Below are 18073 nucleotides of genomic sequence, written 5' to 3'. Positions count from 1 at the left end.
TAGCTCATGAAATTGAGTATAACCGCTATTTTTTAACTATTATTTTTGCCTGATTCATCTGGAATGTATTCAATGAGATCAGACGGCTGGCAATTAAAATATGCACATAGCTTATCGATGACAGATAAGGAAACATACTCATTTTTGCTAAATTTGGCAAGTGTTGATGAAGAGATACCAAGTTTGTCTTTTAAATCTAATTTTTTAATATCTTTGTCAATTAAGAGTTTCAATAGCGGCTTATAGCTTATCAAGTTAAGTCACCCCCGTAATCAGAATTATTTTTAGATTATAGAATAAAAATTTGGGAAAGTAAAATAAAATATTGACAAAATAAAACTAAGGTAGTTAATATAGTTTTATAAAAGCGAAATAAAATTAGCGTAAAGCAAAATTTATATTTAGGAAAATAAAATAAAAGAGTGTGGGGGCCTTTATGGTATCTATTGAACAGATAAAAGAAAATATCTCCATCGTTGAAGCCTTAGAGCAATACACTCATGTACAAGTACCGAACCCTAATCGCAGAAGTGTCAGTGTAAGGTGTCCGTTTCATTCTGACAGCAGTCCATCAATGGCAATCTATCCAAATACAAATACATTTAAATGCTTTACAGGATGCAATGATGGACGTGTAGGTGATGTGATAGACGTTGTCCGTTTAGCGAATAGTGTTGATGCCAAAGAGGCAATTGTTACACTTACAAAGGATTTTGGATTGCAGAACCCGACGGCAGAAGAGAACAATAAGTTGCACCAAAAGAGGAAACGAAAAAAGGAAAATTCATTAGTTGCTACAGCACTAAATAAAAAGGTCATTGAACAGATTAACAACCTAAATGAGCTCTCTAAGGCGATTCGGGTGCAAATGAAGTTTATAAAAACAATGGAAGAGTTAGAACAATTAGGGGAAATGTATCACCTCTTACCGCAAATAGAGTATTGGTTAGATTGCTTAGTGGATGATAGCGAGTATGTGAAGATTACAGCTTTAGACGAAGTAAACCGCTTATTTAATGGGTTAGAGGGAAGTGAGTCGTAAATGAATTTAAAAGCAATTGAAGTAGCGAGAAAGAGCCTTGGTGCTGAAAAGATAAATAGTATTTTAGGAACTAATATCCCAGAGGTAACAACGGATGAGATTATATCAGCAGAATCACAGCAAGTTAATGGCTCGATAAGAGATTGGGGAGAGATTATTCCTTTTGATGAATATGAAGTACCTCTTTTTCCTGTTGAAGTGTTCCCAAAATGGTTAAGAGACTACATAGAAGATGTAGCAGAGCAAACACAAACACCTGTTGATATGGCTTGTATGATGTCACTATCTGTTTTATCAGTCGCTTTAGCCAAAAGGTACAGCATGCAACCGAGTAAAGGTTGGTATGAGCCGTTAAATACATATTTAATTACCTTTATGCCACCAAGTAATCGGAAATCGAGTGTATTTAAAGCATTCACGTTTCCGCTACTGGAACATGAAAATGAAGAGAATACAAAAAGAAGAATTGCAATAGAACAAAGTAGGCATGAAAAGGATGTATTAGAGCGGCTTATAGAGGATTTAAAGAAAGACTTAGTTAAAGCTAAACAAAATCAGTTAGAAGAGGACGCAGACGCTATACAGGGTGAATTAAATGCCAAGATTGAAGAAATAGAAAAGGCAGAGTTTATTCATCCTATACGGTACTTTACAGATGATGTTACACCCGAACAACTTATAACACTTATGTTAAATAATACTGGTCGTATGGCAGTTTTGTCAGCAGAAGGGGGATTCTTTGATCTAATTAAAGGTAGATACTCCAGTAATACTAACATAGATGTGTATCTGAAAGGATTTAGCCAAGATCAAATAACGGTAGATCGTAGAGGAAGAACAGAAAAGGTAGACGATCCACATTTAACGGTGGGATTATTTGCGCAGTTAGATGTTATCAAACGTTTACCGGAGTATTTTTACAACCGTGGTTTAATGGCACGCTTTTTATATGCTGTTCCTAAGAGCTTTATAGGATATCGAAAAATAGAAACAGCGAAGATAAGGGAAGATGTACAGCTGTTTTATAGCAAACAGATTAAGAGTTTATTAAATTTACAGTGTGAAAATGTTGTTCTGGTATTAAGTGATGAGGCACAAGTGTTATTTAATAAGTACCGCATTCATATGGAAACACTCATGAGAGAAGGTAATGAGTTATCTTATGGACACTTTCAATCCTGGGCAGGTAAGTTGGTTGGACAGGTAGCTAGAATCATTGCACTTATTCATATAGCGCATCATGCACATTGTGAAAATATTCCGACTGAAATCAGTAAAGAGACTGTTCACAGTACATTACATGCTTCTAAATACTTTATAGATCATATGATGGCCACATTCGGTTTGTTAAGTGAAGGGAGTACGGATGATGATGCTAAGTTTGTGCTCAAACATATTTTAAAGAATGGTTGTGAGCAAATCCCTTATAGAGATATTCAACAAGCCACAAAGAAGAGAGTGAAATCAGATAAGTTGAAAGTTATTTTAAAGGAGTTAGAAGAACGAAACTACATTCAAAAAAATAAAGAGGGTAAAAAAGAAACGATAGTTGTTAACTCTTATCTACGAAGAGAAAAAAATATACTTTCTTAGAAATATTCCCCCAGTTCCCCAAAAAGGTCATGAACCTTAGAGCCACAAGGGATTGAAATGGGGAATAGTAAAATCCCGCTTTTCCCCAGTCCCCCACTTAGCGAGAAAAAGGGGACTAAACTGGGGAAACGGGAACAAGTGGGATTTGAGATGGGAACGCTTCTATCCTTACAGCCACATGGGATACAGATTATTGGGGTAACTGGGGGAACATTTTGTGTAAATAGAAATAAAGGAGACGATAAACATGCCAACTGCTCCTGCATTGAATCAAGATGAAACAAAGAAAAGAGATGAAAAAGCAAAGGCAGCAGGTTACATGGTAGCACTGAGCGGAACACTCTACACATTAACTCTAAGCAAGACAAGCTGCGTGTATATCGATTATATAAACGGTTTCTGGACAGCTTGGAGGGAATCGCACTGGAATACTGATAAACAACCTTCCAGTGTAAAGATAATCGCTAAGGCAGCTACATTTGACTATATATTAATGAAAACAAAAGGCTACTTAGATTTTATAAAAAAGAATAAATAAAACGTTAAAAGTTTTTTTATATTAAAGGAAGGAATTTGATGAGTATTGATACAAAAATAAAAATGTTGAAATCATTAGCTACTGATTTAACTGACGAGAGGATAGACAATCCTTATAACTTATTAATTAAGTTAGGTCGTATATTAGATGGATTTCCTACAGAATTTGCAAAAAACAATCCAGAGTTGGTGTTAATGGTTATAAACAAAGTTGACGAGTTGATGTTGTTTAAACGCATAGAGGAGTTTTTTACGTTATTTCCGGCCATAAAGAGCTATGTGGGGGATGGGACTTGGACATATAAAAATACATTAGAGCATGTTGCAAACAATCATGGAGAGTACTTTGGAAAAGATGTGTTTAAAGAATTTCTAATGAATAGATGCTATGAGAATAAATTTGTTTTTAATGTAGGAATAGCTTTTATGATAGCTATTTCTACGATTAGAAGAAGAGAAACAGGAATAGCTATGTTCACAGAGTTTTTTACTTATCATTCTAATAATTAGGCACGCAGCTATTTCTAAAACATTATTTGATAATTGGTTAAATTAGTATACAGCTTGAAGTGTGTGCAGAATCTTTTACAGCTGTAGAATAACGGAGGGAATAGGAATGACAAACGTGGTATCTTTAAGTAAAGTGGTTGATGTGATTAATGAGAAAGAACTATCTATTAAAGATGAACTTACATACGCTACAACAATGTATGAAGCAGGCATGCAGGATATATTAACGCAGGTTGCAGAACAGATTTTTGACAGAGAAAAATTTGGGGAGTCTAAGTTTACATTAGAATATGAAAGTACATTAAAAGAAATCATGAACAGCACTAAATTAAATGTTAATGATCTTGATGACGCGATAAATTATTATTGTGCCTTATCTTCACAGGATTACTTCATTCATGGATTTATACAAGGGTATTTTCATTTGAAAAGATATATTGAACATAATAATTAACAATAATAATCAAAGACGTGGGCTATCCACGTCTTTTTGGATGAATAAATTAATTTTAACTACTATGTAGTTTATTTAAAACAGTATTGTAAGAGTACTGATAACAACTACTCATACCGTTTCTAACATTACAAACTGTAATTAACACGAATGAAGGTCGGTGGATTATGAGTAAACAAGTAACATTCTGACAACATATATTATAATTAAAACGTATAAAGAATACGAGTAATCTCACACTCGCCACACATTCTAACAATACATATTGTAATTAAGACCAGCATCTTTCCAAAGACGCTTAGAACCCATGCAAAATTCTAACAATACATATTGTAATTAAGTCCCCTATCTTTTTTCATAAAGAATCATTGATATATTAGCACTTTCACTTCGACAATTTATATCAGTTCGCAGTAAAGCTATAGTGGTGTTTTATATTCAATTGTAAAAAAAGGTATTAAACTCATAGTATAGCTACTTTTCCAACATGTCTTGTAATCTTGGGGTTTGATGCAAGTTTTGTTTCAAAACAATATGTATTGCTCTTGTGCAGTGACATAACACACAAGCTTAACCTTTGGTGAGTGATTTTATATCTCCTCACCCTCAGGACGGAGAATCGCCCCAGCGTCATTATAAAAATGATATTACTGACTCCAGGTCACGCTATTTCATTATTATTTTGCCGGTAATATTCACTTTCTTCTTTTTTTATAATATATTTTGTACTCGCTGCAATATTACGAGCGGCATTATAATCTGCATTATCTTTAAATCCACAAGATTTACAACAAAAAGTATCTTGTTTTTCTCTTTGCCCATCCTCGTAGTGACTGCATTTACTACAGGTTTGTGAAGTGTGAAATGGATCAACGTATTTAATTAAAATTCCTTCTCTGTTAGCTTTATACTCAATGAATTGCTGTAGTTGATAATACGACCAGTTACGTAAAAGTGATTTCTTTTGTGTGTCTTTTAAAGTTAACAACTCTAAGTTAATCTGCTCAACGCCGTATCGAATAGCTAAAGTGATAATTTTTTTACTAATAAAGTGATTATAGGTTGTGATATAGTTTTTTTCTTTTTCTTTAAATTGATCTAACGCTTTTAGCTTCTTTTTTCTTCCTTTTCCACCTTTAGAAGATTGGAGAGCGCGTTGTAAACTTCGTTTTTGAGAATGTATATTAGTACGAACTTTTAGAAAGTCTTCAATGTTACCAATTGCTTTTCGGATATAAGGAACATCATTTACTGCAAAATAAGCAGGTATTTTAAGTCCTAAATCAATTCCAGCAATACGTCCAGGAACTTTCCTATTTTCGCTTTTTTCTGGAATATTTAATACTAAGTTCAGAATTAGTTTCTTTTGTTGATTAAAATTCATTGAACTATCACATATTTTATATTCACCAGCGAGTATGCATTCTAAGGTTTTGTAAAGTTCAGTTTTATTCTGATACTTGACTCCAAGGACACATTTAAAGACAATTCCTTTTGTCCATTTTATAAAGAATTCATCAGATTCTTTAAATAAGTTAAGTGACCTGCCTCGTATATATAAAGGATTATTTTTTTTATATGTTCTTAAGGAACGATCACCAGATAAAACTTCTACTATATCATTTTTGAAGTCTTGGTATGCAATTTTTGTAAGACTGTCTTTAGTATCTGAAAGTAAATTAAATTGAGATGACACAATATCACGTAAATGTGTTTCTTCCAGTTGTCCGATTATATTGTTATATTCTTGAAACAATTCTTTATTTCTCGCTTTACGTAAATTGCTTAATTTTTCTTTTGTCTTCTCATAAGTAGTTTTGGTTTTAATCAAGCGTTCTTTCAATAGTGATTTCTTACTTGAATCAGTTTCTACAATTTGTTTTTGTTCAAGTTCTTTCAATAGTATAAAAGACTTTTGTTGTGCTTCTATAGCCTTGTTTAATTTTTGCTGATAGGCTTTATCAGCAAATGAGATTTTTTGCCGTGCAACATAATTAAAGTACAAATGATTCATTGCGACGTTTAGGGCTTTATTTTGTTCCCTCATTTCTTGACGGATAAAGTTATAAGTTTCTGTGGAATTATCCGAAATTATAGCAAGTCTAATCTTACGAGACGTAATCAAGTTTTATCCTCCTTTCTTGATAAAGTCTTTTCCAATAGAGAGGTTTGGTAAACGTTATATCTTTAAAAATTTCGGTTTTTTCTTATTTAAAGAAAAGAAGCAGTTATGTGGAAAAAGAGCCTATATTTATTAATTTTGAAGTATAAAATTATTTTTAACTTAAAAACACTATATAAAAGAGCTGCACATCAGTACAATAATATATAGAAAGGTTTAGTTGAAATGAAGATTCACATTGTTAGGAGGAAAAAATGAAACTTAATAATTTATATAACTTTAAAAATGCAGTTAAGCATTTTCTTGATATTGATCTTCTTGAGTTACCAACAGATATATCCTCATTGGGTATTAGTAAATTAAGCTGGGTTGAACCTTTTAATTTTAGAGTTAAAAAACAGGAAGATACGTATCGAACTCTTAAAATGCCTAATATTTTAAATTTTGTAGTTGCTTATGAACATTTCAAGGATTTATCAAATTTCGATACCATCCAAAATTTAGATCCTTTACATAAGCGATTATCTGCAAATATTGATACTGGAGATTTTGTATCAGGAGAATATGATAGACAATTAGAAGAGGATTTTAACAGGTTGTGTATATATGACCAGTTACTTAAAATGGATATAAAGGAATACTACGGAAGGATATATACCCATTTAATAGACTTTGAGGGACATGAAGAGCGATTCCTATCTAATATGAATCAAGGGAAAACAAATGGATTAATAATGGGAAATTACTTGTCATTATATTTCGCAGAAAGTAACTTGAAGAATATCAGTAATGAAATTGAAAAAGAAATTAGAAACTCGAGGATTGACTGTGAGTTCTCTTATTTCTCTGATGATTTTTACTTTTTCTGTAATAGGAATGATACTGAAGAAATAATAAAGATTTTTGATAAAGTGTTGGAAGAATATGAATTAGAAAGAAATAATAGCAAAAAAGAAGTTTGGACATATGAATCTTTCAATAATTATAATTTAGTTGCAAGGTACTGGAAAAAATTAATTGCCCATTGTAATGTGAGATTCGAAGAGGAAAGAGATGATAACAAGTTATACTTTATTAACCAACTTGTTTTCAGAGTGTCGACATTGGAGGATGATAAACTTAAGAAAGTCTTTATAAATAATTTCTTTAAGACAAAATATTTTAGAGAGTTAGATCTTGAGCAATATCAAGTTAAGGAATATGATTACCACCAGTTATGTTTTCTTCTTAGCTTATCTCCTGAGACTATGCTGTTTACGGTGGATAAATTTAATGATATGAGCAATTTTGATAATAATAAATTGCATAAATTTTTTCAAGTTAGATATAAAGAAACGCTTAAAACACCATTTAATGAAGAACAATTATATTTTTATTACGCAATAAAAATATTAGGTTTTACAGATGTGTTGGTAGAAAACAGAAGTAGTGTAATCGAAACAAACAACCAAATATTAATTTCATATTACCTAAAAGATGAGTACTTTGAAAAAGAAGAAATTGATAAATTGAAAGAAATGGTTGATGAAAAATACTGGTTTCAAAATTATCATCTAATATTATATTCTGCTGATTTACAAGCTGATTTAGAGAGCAGTATTGTTAAATATTTGATTCCTAAAAGGGCAACAAAAGATAGACAAAAGAATTCTTATATGGAGTTTTACAAGGGAAATATATTATCAGAGATTCCTATAATCAGAGACATTCCTGATGTTCTTGATGAAATTGAAGATTACTTAGCATTAAGAATAGAGGAAAGTGAGGGGGATTTTGAAGATGAATATACGGATATATAAAATTAATTTGTTGCTTGTGAAATAGGATTATTGAAATAATCAAACTTTATTTCAGGCCAACATTCACTATACTTTTTGCCTGCGTTTTCACTCGAAAGATCTGTTGTTTATTGAACAAATGGGACACCTGAAAAAGATACGCTCAAATCTGAACGTATCTTTTTCTCAAAAGTGAGTATAAGCGTAGCCAGGCTATTATTTCATAAATTAAGTGAAGATCTAAAGTAGAACGGTTTGTATGATCTACTTAACCCTATTAATTCTCTACGTACAAACAGTAAAATGTTATTTTCAAGTGTTTAAAACTCAATTCCATTACCATTGGAAGATAAAAGATTAATGGAGTACTTTTTCGAAGTACTTCCGCACTACTCCATTAGAATAAGATTGTTTTATGGAACGTTTTAAAAGTAACGTTACTATTATTAAAAGGAGCGTTCCCTTCGCGAAACCAATTCGAATGCCTAAAATGTTACTTTAACCTATATACTGCACCCTTTTTTACGTAGTACTCCATTGGATTTTACAAAACAAACGAACTCAATATATGTATGTTGACTGTTACTATTGATAAGAAATGATAAGGGGTTTATGGGAAGTTTGTACAAAACGATTGAGTTTTAAAAAAATGTTCATGTTAAAATCAGGTATTACCTAAAATAATCAAGGTGATTTTCAGATGATATATATTAGATAAACAAATAGTATATGCGTATGTAAAAATAGAGGTAACTTCATTCTCAAGAAGTTACCTTAGAATTTATCAAAATCAAATCCTGTTAAATCGTATTCACGTTTGGGAAATAGTTTTTCATTGATTTGAGTCATAACCTCATCAATTTGTTTTGTGGAATTATATCGAGAACACTTAATTGCGTAATGAAACTTTGTTGGATTAAATTCCAATGGAACGAGGCGAGAATCAATTTTTGACAGCATTTGTGATATTCGCTTTGCATTTCCGGACTCTAAAATTGTTAGTATGTTAGCATGCGTATTAAGTACATAATTAATAGTTTCAAGTTTTTCAGAAAAACGCTTAGACAGTAATGTTTCGAGAGAATCTGTTTCTTGCTCCTCTAAGAAACAGATTTTATGTGTTAATTCGTAAATTGGTAGAAGGGATAAAATTTTTTGATTAACAACATCTGTTTCTTTCCAACGTTCAATTTCTTCCTCGTTCTGTTGGATGCGAGAAAGATGGGTGTTGTATTTAGAATGAAATTCTTCTGCCGATAAGTTATAAACGTCCGTTTGTAACTCTTGTGCGTTTATTTCTATGAATGATAAAGTTATCTCTTTAAAATTCTCTCCATGGGAGTTTGTTATATATTTTATTTTCTCTTTTGTTTTTTGTTGAAATTTATTTTTTGCTTGTTCTTTTTTTATTTGTTCCAACCGCTTAATCATTGACTTACATTTATTGGTAAGTAATTCAACATCTTCTTTATAAGCCATAGCACTATAATTTACTTTTAAATCATATAAAAATAGTACGTCATTTAAATTACAAGAATGTTTAAGAGGGGAATGAAAAATATATGTATTAGTGTAAGGTTTTCCTTTAACAGGTTTTTTTACAGTTCGGAAATTGAAATCAATTGTTAACTCTTTTGTATTGAGATTTAGAAAATAGCAAAAACCGGTCTTATTAAAAATCTCCTTCTCTAAAGAATAACGTGAACGAGCATTTTTACCATCCGCTGCTGTGGAATATTGCAAGAATTCCTGAGCGTCTAATACCCAAATATCATGTATATTTTCAGATTGATATAGTGTGTGTCTTTTTTTCCAATCGCTAATTAATAAATCACTATGCTGAAATTCAAAAGCCCAACGTACGACTTTAGTTTTGTCCTCTGATGAATGAGTCAATAAAATGTCTGCAATTTGGTTTGTTTCTGGAATATAAACTTCTAATTCTATTTTTGCATTTGGAAATTTGTTTTTGATCAAATTAAATAACAATTTTTTACCTAAGATGTGTTCAGGGCTTTCATTTTCATATTTTGTTGGTATGCAATCTGTTTCTGTTACATGTGAAAAGTAAGGCTGTTTTATATCTCCTTTATTAAAGCAAACGATACTTCCACAATCTGGACAAAATAAGTTATTTTCTCTGGATAATTTCCGGAACTTTTCCTCTTCACATGCCGATGCATGAATGACTTCTTGATCTTTAGTTATACAATGAAACATTAGAAGGCCCCCTTGATAAGATTAAATTGTTATATATTATCTAACATTAGTTAGCGGAATGTAAAGAGAGAGGGAAGATAACAATAGGATAGAGATTTTCTTTAACTATAGCTAAAGCTTTTTTATCAGTAGAAAAATGAAAAGGAATTTGTTTCTGCCCCATTTCTGCCCCGAAAGCGCTGTTTCATCTCTTGGAATAAACTGTTATACATAAGAAAACCCCTTGAATATCAAGAGGTTTCAGTATGACCCCGGAGAGGCTCGAACTCACGACCTCCACCCTGTCAAGGTGGCGCTCTCCCTGCTGAGCTACGGGATCTTCAAAAATACTTATGTAATAGCATCTTTACTCATTATGTTAAAGCAATTATATATAATTAACTGAAATTTTACAATATTTTTATAGTAGTCTTTTGAAAGGAAAGAATTTGGGATCAAGTTAGTAGTGTATTAAGGAATATATAAGTAGAGAATGTAATGAAAAGAGGATTTGAATAAAGCGGTTATATTATTTTTTTCGATACCAATCTAAAGGCCCCTCATCACTTAAATGAACAAGAAAAGGGAATAAGAAGTGTAAAGGTAAGCTTATAAGTTCTGGCATAGCGTTTATTGTTTTCTTTGATAGGTATTGCCTTCCGAAACAATACGGACAATCTTTTTCAAATGTTACGAGTATCGACCATACATCTTTTACTTTCCATTTCGTTTTACAATACGTACAGTGCGCCATGAAGTTCCTCCTCGGTTTTAGATATTTTCTAATATATTCCATTTCATTGTAATAAATTCAAGTGTATTTCGTGTGATAAAATGTGAGTTTTTTATAAAAAGATAATAAAGCTATTAAATTTTATCACACGAAACAAGCATACCCTCGTCCTAAATCCAGACCGGGAGTATGCTTGCTTAATTTTCAATATAGTGTACCGCATTGTATTCAACATATACCAATAAAGCTAAGGTTTATTCAATGATCGTGTCCGATTGGTGAGGGTTAATTATATGTCCAGCTGTTTACACATTGCCCAAATAACTTCGCGTTAAGTTTGGAAGAATAATTTTTCCATTCTTACTGTATTTATCGAATAACTCTGATAGGAGAAGAACAAAGCTTTTATACTCTTCGTCATTTTCTTTCGGAGCATAGGACGCTGATAAATTCCTTCCTAAAAAGCCTTCATAATCAAAAAGTAAATCATTTTGATATTCTTTAAACTCGTATTTTCCATCTTTAAAAAAGCTGTTAAACATTTCTGGCGTTTCATCTATTCCACCGCTAAAGCCTTTAAAGGTTGGACAGGTTTTCTGGCAAATTTCTGCGTTCTCTTGAATAAGTGGACTAGTTACATCTCTACTATTCCAAACAAGAGCAACGTTTGCTTTTTGTTTTAAAATTCGTTGGCATTCGATTTTGAAAGCCTCTTTATCAAACCAATGAAATGCTTGGGCAACGGTCACTAAATCTACACTATTTTCTTTTAAAGTGGTATTTTCAGCAGTTGCTTTTATAGATTGAAAACGAGGATATCGTTTTAACGATTGTTCTGCCATTTTTCTCATGTCATCATTTGGCTCCACTCCAATAACATGTAAACCACTTTCAAGCAGCTGGCGGCTAAATATCCCCGTACCTGAACCAATATCGGCCACAATTTGATTCTCATTTAGTTCGTTAGCTGAAAGCAAATAATCAATATATTCATTAGGATAACTAGGGCGATATTTCGCATATATATCGGCCTTGTCAGTAAAATTTTCTGTTGTTTTCACCGTACTACCTTCTTTCCAAAGATATTATGTATAGAAATAGGAACCAAATAGTAATTTTCGCATCGGTCTCTAAGTCTACAACGAAAGAGTCCAGCTAAATAGAGCTACCTTAGTTCTCTTGTTCAAATTATACTATTTTGCATGATATCTTCCAAAAGACCATGATTGCTTATTCATCTAAATGGTTTAATTATTGAATAATATGACCATTTGTATATGGAACGAGAGGTATGTAGGATAAGCGATTTCCATTTTTAATATCTAAATTGGCCAATATATCCTTTTTACAATTTACTTAAAATCATGTATAACAGAGATACAAGATTATTTTATAAATATTCAAAAGCAAAGGGAGAATTATCGTAATGGTAAGGAAGACGTTCAAGATGCGCGTATCTAAAAATAGAACGATTTCAATTAATGGCTCAATTCTTGATGTGGATGTTACACATGATGAGTTTTTGCAAGAGTTTGTTGAGTGGGTCGATTCTAAAGGTTGGTCGTTTATGGGGATGACAGATGAGATTACACCTGAGGAAGCTAGTCAAAATTTAATAGATTCATTAATTGATGAGAAGGATAAGAAAGAATAATTCTTTCTTATTTTTTATTGTATATTTATGTTCTTCATCGTAAAAGTATGATATAGTAAAAAGCAGTGAATATTCTTCCAATTTAATACAAATTACATATAGATTGGTAGATTCAATTTTTAAACTGTGAGAGTATAGTGAAAAGGGAGAGTCATATGGTAAATTTAAAGAAAATTTTGGCTTTTGTTACCGTTATTTGTTTATTTTTTTTGACACCTATGACGTTACGTGCTGAGACGAATATTGGAGTGAATCCAGAACAAGTGGCGCCACCACCTAAGGAAGGACCAAATGTTTTTAGTCAGTTTGCAACTACGATTGATGCGAAAACTGGAGATGTTTTGTATGATAAAAACGCACATCATCGTGCATTTCCGGCTAGTATGACGAAAGTACTAACGGCGATTTTACTTATGGAGCATACGAAACCAGAGGATCAATTTACGTTTTCACAATTAGCATTAGATCAAGAGAAGAGTAATTATCAAATTGAGTTTCAACCTGGTGAGACGATTAATAGAAATACTGCACTTATGATTTTAATGGTGCTGAGTGCAAATGATGTGTCGTATGCGATTGCGGAGCGTATTGGCGGAAGTGTTGAGAATTTCGCTAATATGATGAATGAGAGAGCGAAGCAATTAGGCGCTACCGACAGTCATTTTGTAACACCAAATGGATTGCATGATCCGAACCATTATACTACGCCATATGATATGGCTATGATTACGAGAGGTGTGCAAAAGTACCCTGAGATTTTGCAAGCGATGAATACGAAAAGAACGACAGTTACGACATCTAGGCAGACGGTGTCTATTTTTAATAAATCTACTTATTTTGAAAATCCATATAGTATTGGTGGTAAGACAGGTTTTACAAATGAAGCGCGCAATACACTCGTTCTATTAAATGAGAAGGATGGAAATCGTATTATAAATGTAGTAATGGCTTCTCAAAGACCTGAAATTTATGAAGATTTAAAGCAGATGGCGGACTATTCTTTCGGTCAATTTGTGAAGCAAACTGTACTGGATAAACATAGTTGGCATCAAAAGACAACGTATTTAAATAAAGATATTGATAGTGAGCTTGAAAAAAGTGCAGAACTAATGCTTAAGAAAGATGAAGGGAAAAATGTGAAGACGACGTTCCGGGCGGCTACATTAGATAAAGATTCTTTGTATCATAAAGGAATTCATCGTGGTGAGGTAGTTGGGGCAGTTGATATCACAAAGAATAATCAAACAATTGCGACGATTAATGTTCTTTCTAAAGAAGATGTTACTTTTGCGATGCCTAAAAAAGATACGATCGAGCCTGAATTAAACGAATCAAACGTGAAAATAATAAGCATTGGGATAGGTGCCGCCATATTATTTGGAGCCATTTTATTTGTAGTACTACGCCGAAATACAAAAGGAATGAAAGCAGAAGAAAAATAAATTACTAGTTTACAAGGACTGTGAAGAGACTTCTTCACAGTCCTTTTTATATTATAAATAACTAATAATTGTAAATTTTCTTATTGCATTTCTAATATGTTCGTTATATTATTTAGTTGTGTTCTTGTTAAAGAACGAAACTGAATATTGCATACTTCAAATAATATAAAACAACGGAGAGGGAGAGAAACGATGAAATTAATTTGGAAGGTGATTAGCAACGTTATCTCATTTGTTTTATTTGCGTTAATGGTTTGCTTAGCTTTTGTAGTTATTTCTTCAAAAGCGAGCGGTGGTGATCCAACGGTGATGGGATATCAATTTAAGAGCGTTCTTTCAGGGTCGATGGAACCAACATTTTTAACAGGATCAATTATTGCGATAGAGCCGACGAAAGATGGTTCTAAATATCAAAAAGGTGATGTTATTACCTTTAAAGAGAAAGATGAAAAAATTATCACTCACCGTATTATCGGTGTAAAAGATACAAATGGAAAAGTAATGTATGAAACAAAAGGAGATAACAACAACGGGCCAGATTTAGAACCGGTACTTGCGGAGAATGTTATTGGGAAATATGCAGATATTACAGTTCCTTATGCAGGGTATGCATTAAATTATGCAAATTCAAAAGCGGGAGCAGCTTTGCTTCTTATTATTCCAGGAGTCTTTTTACTAGGTTATTCCGCGATTACTATCTTTAGTGCGATTCGTAGCATCGATGGAGAAAAGAAAGAGAAAAAAGTAGAACAATCCGTCTAGTTATTTTGGTTATAGTTTCCTATTAGGAAATTAACAAATATATATTAAGGGGATATGGACATGACTTTAAAGAAAAAATTAGGAATGGGTATCGCATCAGCAGTATTAGGGGCTGCATTAGTTGGCGGAGGAACGTTTGCATACTTTAGCGATAAAGAAGTGTCAAATAATACATTTGCGTCTGGGACACTTGACTTAGCGCTGAATCCTTCAACAATTGTAAAAGTGGATAATTTAAAACCAGGTGATACAATTGAAAAAGAATTTAAATTAGAGAATAAAGGTACATTAGATATTAAAAAAGTATTATTAACTACGGAATATGATGTAGAAGATGTGAAGAAAGATAATAAGAGAGACTTTGGTGAAGATATTGAAGTAGTTTTCTTAAAAAATATTGATAAAAAAGATCAAGTAATTAAGACAACGACATTAAAAGATTTGACGGATAAAAAAGTGACTGCTGCAGAAAATGATATAGTAAGTTGGTTATGGCCTGAGAAAGGTATTAAAGCGGGAACTAACGATTCATTTAAAGTGAAATTCCGCTTTATTGAAAGAAATACATCTCAAAATGAATTCCAAGGCGATAAACTTCAATTAAAATGGACATTTGAAGCGCAACAAGGCGAAGGCGAAGTTAAAAAATAATGACAAGAAAAAGAGACTATCAAAAATGATAGTCTCTTTTTTGCTAAAAGTGAAATATAAAAAGAAACATAATTTTTATATCATTTTGTAATTCACTTTATTATAATAAAGATATAGTTCTTGATAAAGAACAAGTTGTTCGATAGGAGAGATTAAAATGCTGAAGCAACCTCGTAAATTCAAAAAGATGCTTATATTGCCATGTTTGTGTTCTATTACTTTTTATTTAGGCTCTCAAATGATGACTTATACAGAAGCAGCTTTCGTTCATGAAACGAAAGTAGCGGCTACTATTTCTACAGCAAGTATTTTTCCAAAAACAGTTGATCAATTAATAGAACAAGCTAAGCAGCATAAGGAAGTTATTTTGCATGAGTATAAAGAGATGAAATCAAAATTAAATGTTAGATCCACTCAGGAGATAGAACAGGCGCTTGTTATATGGAAGCAAGGACGCGAGAAGATAGCTGCTGAGAGAGAATCGTTACAAAAAGTATATAAATCAATAGAAGAACCTTATAATCAAGTACAAGAAGAGTTAAAAGGACATACAACTGAATCGAATAAGCAAGTATTCTCGTATGTGAATGCTGGCTTCCATATAGTAAAAGAAAACTGTGAGTATATTGATAAAGAAGTTAATTTACAAGTGATTGATAAACAAATTCAAGATTTTGAGAAGTTACTAGTAGATGAAACAGCAAAACAAGTGAGTGAGGCTGAGAAGCAAAAAGAACTAGAAGAGAAGAAACAAGAAGAAGCAAAAAAACTAGAAGAGAAGAAACAAGAGGAAGCGAAAAAGCTAGAAGAGAAGAAACAAGAGGAAGCGAAAAAGCTAGAAGAGAAGAAACAAGAGGAAGCGAAAAAGCTAGAAGAGAAGAAGAAACAAGAGGAAGCAAAAAATCAAGAAGAGAGTAAGAAACAAGAATAGCAAGTAAAATACAGCAACATATAGAGCGAATAGCGGTTATACAGCCGAATAGGTGAGAGAGCATTGCGACTCACCTATTCGGCGTATCCTCTTTATTTTAACGATACATGTAAAAATCTGGAAGATAGGAGAAAACTAGTTGGCAGTATGATAGTGAAGGAGAATAATTAGTTTAAATATTAATTCGCATTTTTTATTTCTTAATATTTTTTAGAAATTTCAGAATAATATTGAGAAATAAAAATAACTGAAAATATTAATAAATATGTGTTGTATTTCTATAGTTATGTTCGTTATAATGAACATAAGGTTTTTAAAAAAGAACAAATATTAGCTAAGCTAATATAGCTTTAGTTATATCTCTTATTGTAAATAAGAGATAGCAATAAAAATATAAAAAAACAGCTAGGGGGAATTGATTGTGAGTCTGAAAAAGAAATTAGGTATGGGAGTTGCATCAGCAGCATTGGGGTTATCTTTAATTGGTGGAGGAACATTCGCTTACTTTAGCGATAAAGAAGTATCGAACAACACATTTGCAGCTGGGACGTTAGATCTTACATTAGACCCTAAAACGCTTGTGAATATTGAAAATTTAAAACCAGGGGATTCTGTTAAGAAAGAGTTCTTATTAAAGAATAGCGGTTCATTAACAATTAAAGACGTTAAATTAGCGACAAAGTATACTGTGAAAGATGCAAAAGGCGATAATGCTGGTGAAGACTTTGGTAAGCACATTAAAGTGAAATTCCTTTGGAACTGGGATAAACAAAGTGAACCTGTATATGAAACAACTTTAGCAGACTTACAAAAAACCGATCCAGATCTTTTAGCTAAAGACATCTTTGCTCCTGAGTGGGGAGAAAAGGGTGGATTAGAAGCTGGTACAGAGGATTATTTATGGGTACAATTTGAATTTGTAGATGATGGAAAAGACCAAAATATCTTCCAAGGTGATTCATTGAATTTAGAATGGACATTCAATGCTAACCAAGAAGCTGGCGAAGAAAAATAATAAAAAAGCGGGTATCCCCCGCTTTTTTTATAAAGAAAAAAGAAGTGCCGATTGTAAGCACTTCTTTCTATTTATTATTTTTGATCTTGCTTCCATTTTGTAAATTCAAGAAATTCACGAAACTGTTCTTTGGAGACGCCGGAGTTCATTGCATCTTTAACGAGTTGTGTCCATTCGGAGTCTAAGTGATTTTCCTTTGTTGTTTCATCATGAAGTAGAGTATCAACTGGAATTTGTAGAACTGCTGCAATTTTTTCAAGAAACTGAATGGAAGGGTTTTTTTGTAAATTTCGTTCTATAGAACTAATGTAAGATTTAGCAACGCCAGCTTTTTCGGCAAGTTCAGTTAATGAAATACCTTTTTGTAAACGCAGGCGTTTTATACGTTCTCCAATCATATTTGCGCACCTTTCTATCAATATGTCGTCGTCTTATGATGTCATTATTATAACATAAACTTCGCTAAAAAGAACAAACCTATTGAGCCTGAGTGGCCGGCTTCATACGTTGGAAAAAATGTTCGATATCTTGCAAGGCGATACCAGCGTCTAGAGCTTCAAGTATTAAATCAATCCATTCTTGATCCAATGCGTCAGTCTTATCTTTGTACAAATGTAATTCCTCCCTAATTATCGGTCATAACTGCTGCT

The 18073-nt window shown here is 32.4% G+C and carries 19 protein-coding genes and 1 tRNA gene; 12 read left to right on the top strand and 8 right to left on the bottom strand.

Features of this window, described 5'->3' with window-relative positions:
* Positions 1 to 32: 32 nt before the first annotated feature.
* Entirely contained in the window at positions 33 to 254 is a 222-nt protein-coding gene (locus PDQ40_RS16685) for a helix-turn-helix domain-containing protein (RefSeq protein ID WP_098650183.1), read from the bottom strand.
* A 182-nt stretch (positions 255 to 436) separates the two neighbouring features.
* On the opposite strand from PDQ40_RS16685, the gene PDQ40_RS16680 reads away from it, so the two are divergent.
* The 5 genes from PDQ40_RS16680 (at position 437) to PDQ40_RS16660 (ending at position 4136) form a co-directional block, all read left to right on the top strand.
* Positions 437 to 1042 carry a CHC2 zinc finger domain-containing protein gene (locus PDQ40_RS16680; RefSeq protein ID WP_098650184.1) on the top strand — a complete coding sequence of 202 codons (606 nt, stop codon included), beginning with the start codon at positions 437 to 439 and terminating at the stop codon, positions 1040 to 1042.
* Entirely contained in the window at positions 1043 to 2635 is a 1593-nt protein-coding gene (locus PDQ40_RS16675) for a YfjI family protein (RefSeq protein WP_270691517.1), read from the top strand.
* A 247-nt stretch (positions 2636 to 2882) separates the two neighbouring features.
* Positions 2883 to 3173, top strand: coding sequence for a hypothetical protein (locus PDQ40_RS16670; RefSeq protein WP_270691516.1), 291 nt, complete (start codon positions 2883 to 2885; stop codon positions 3171 to 3173).
* A gap of 38 nt (positions 3174 to 3211) precedes the next feature.
* Positions 3212 to 3682, top strand: coding sequence for a hypothetical protein (locus tag PDQ40_RS16665; protein WP_270691515.1), 471 nt, complete (start codon positions 3212 to 3214; stop codon positions 3680 to 3682).
* Between the two features lie 106 nt (positions 3683 to 3788).
* A complete protein-coding gene (locus tag PDQ40_RS16660; RefSeq protein WP_098650188.1) occupies positions 3789 to 4136 on the top strand; it encodes a hypothetical protein in 348 nt (115 codons plus the stop codon).
* A 661-nt stretch (positions 4137 to 4797) separates the two neighbouring features.
* Here the strand turns inward: PDQ40_RS16660 and PDQ40_RS16655 are convergent.
* Entirely contained in the window at positions 4798 to 6261 is a 1464-nt protein-coding gene (locus PDQ40_RS16655) for a transposase (protein WP_270691514.1), read from the bottom strand.
* 251 nt (positions 6262 to 6512) lie between these two features.
* Here PDQ40_RS16655 and PDQ40_RS16650 point away from each other — a divergent pair, with 251 nt between their 5' ends.
* A complete protein-coding gene (locus PDQ40_RS16650) occupies positions 6513 to 8057 on the top strand; it encodes a hypothetical protein (RefSeq protein ID WP_098650190.1) in 1545 nt (514 codons plus the stop codon).
* Between the two features lie 753 nt (positions 8058 to 8810).
* Here the strand turns inward: PDQ40_RS16650 and PDQ40_RS16645 are convergent.
* The 4 genes from PDQ40_RS16645 to PDQ40_RS16630 all read right to left on the bottom strand — a co-directional run bounded on the left by PDQ40_RS16645 (position 8811) and on the right by PDQ40_RS16630 (position 12029).
* Positions 8811 to 10256, bottom strand: a complete 1446-nt coding sequence (locus tag PDQ40_RS16645; RefSeq protein WP_270691513.1) for a competence protein CoiA — start codon at positions 10254 to 10256, stop codon at positions 8811 to 8813.
* A gap of 246 nt (positions 10257 to 10502) precedes the next feature.
* A tRNA-Val gene (locus PDQ40_RS16640) sits at positions 10503 to 10575 on the bottom strand.
* Between the two features lie 189 nt (positions 10576 to 10764).
* Complete coding sequence (locus PDQ40_RS16635; protein ID WP_000929648.1) at positions 10765 to 10989, bottom strand: hypothetical protein; 225 nt, start codon at positions 10987 to 10989, stop codon at positions 10765 to 10767.
* 284 nt (positions 10990 to 11273) lie between these two features.
* Positions 11274 to 12029 (bottom strand): class I SAM-dependent methyltransferase, encoded by a 756-nt coding sequence (locus PDQ40_RS16630; RefSeq protein ID WP_270691511.1) that lies wholly within the window; start codon positions 12027 to 12029, stop codon positions 11274 to 11276.
* A 365-nt stretch (positions 12030 to 12394) separates the two neighbouring features.
* Here PDQ40_RS16630 and PDQ40_RS16625 point away from each other — a divergent pair, with 365 nt between their 5' ends.
* The 6 genes from PDQ40_RS16625 (at position 12395) to calY (ending at position 17423) form a co-directional block, all read left to right on the top strand.
* A complete protein-coding gene (locus PDQ40_RS16625; RefSeq protein ID WP_000251858.1) occupies positions 12395 to 12622 on the top strand; it encodes a hypothetical protein in 228 nt (75 codons plus the stop codon).
* Between the two features lie 155 nt (positions 12623 to 12777).
* Complete coding sequence (locus tag PDQ40_RS16620; RefSeq protein WP_270691509.1) at positions 12778 to 14064, top strand: D-alanyl-D-alanine carboxypeptidase family protein; 1287 nt, start codon at positions 12778 to 12780, stop codon at positions 14062 to 14064.
* Between the two features lie 192 nt (positions 14065 to 14256).
* On the top strand, positions 14257 to 14826 hold the full coding sequence (gene sipW / locus PDQ40_RS16615; protein WP_000767813.1) for a signal peptidase I SipW: 570 nt from the start codon (positions 14257 to 14259) through the stop codon (positions 14824 to 14826).
* 60 nt (positions 14827 to 14886) lie between these two features.
* A complete protein-coding gene (locus tag PDQ40_RS16610; RefSeq protein WP_000172847.1) occupies positions 14887 to 15477 on the top strand; it encodes a TasA family protein in 591 nt (196 codons plus the stop codon).
* A 157-nt stretch (positions 15478 to 15634) separates the two neighbouring features.
* The gene (locus PDQ40_RS16605; protein WP_270691508.1) at positions 15635 to 16408 is read left to right on the top strand and encodes a DUF4047 domain-containing protein; all 774 of its coding nucleotides are present in this window, start codon (positions 15635 to 15637) and stop codon (positions 16406 to 16408) included.
* A 421-nt stretch (positions 16409 to 16829) separates the two neighbouring features.
* Positions 16830 to 17423, top strand: coding sequence for a biofilm matrix protein CalY (calY, locus tag PDQ40_RS16600; RefSeq protein ID WP_270691507.1), 594 nt, complete (start codon positions 16830 to 16832; stop codon positions 17421 to 17423).
* Positions 17424 to 17497: 74 nt separating this feature from the next.
* Here the strand turns inward: calY and PDQ40_RS16595 are convergent, their stop codons facing one another.
* The gene (locus PDQ40_RS16595) at positions 17498 to 17821 is read right to left on the bottom strand and encodes a helix-turn-helix domain-containing protein (protein ID WP_000578880.1); all 324 of its coding nucleotides are present in this window, start codon (positions 17819 to 17821) and stop codon (positions 17498 to 17500) included.
* 79 nt (positions 17822 to 17900) lie between these two features.
* Entirely contained in the window at positions 17901 to 18035 is a 135-nt protein-coding gene (locus PDQ40_RS16590) for an anti-repressor SinI family protein (RefSeq protein ID WP_000276215.1), read from the bottom strand.
* Positions 18036 to 18073: the final 38 nt, after the last annotated feature.

Source organism: Bacillus cereus group sp. Bc061 (assembly GCF_027715825.1).
Classification (GTDB): domain Bacteria; phylum Bacillota; class Bacilli; order Bacillales; family Bacillaceae_G; genus Bacillus_A; species Bacillus_A paranthracis.
This window is presented reverse-complemented; position numbering and strand designations above follow the sequence as displayed.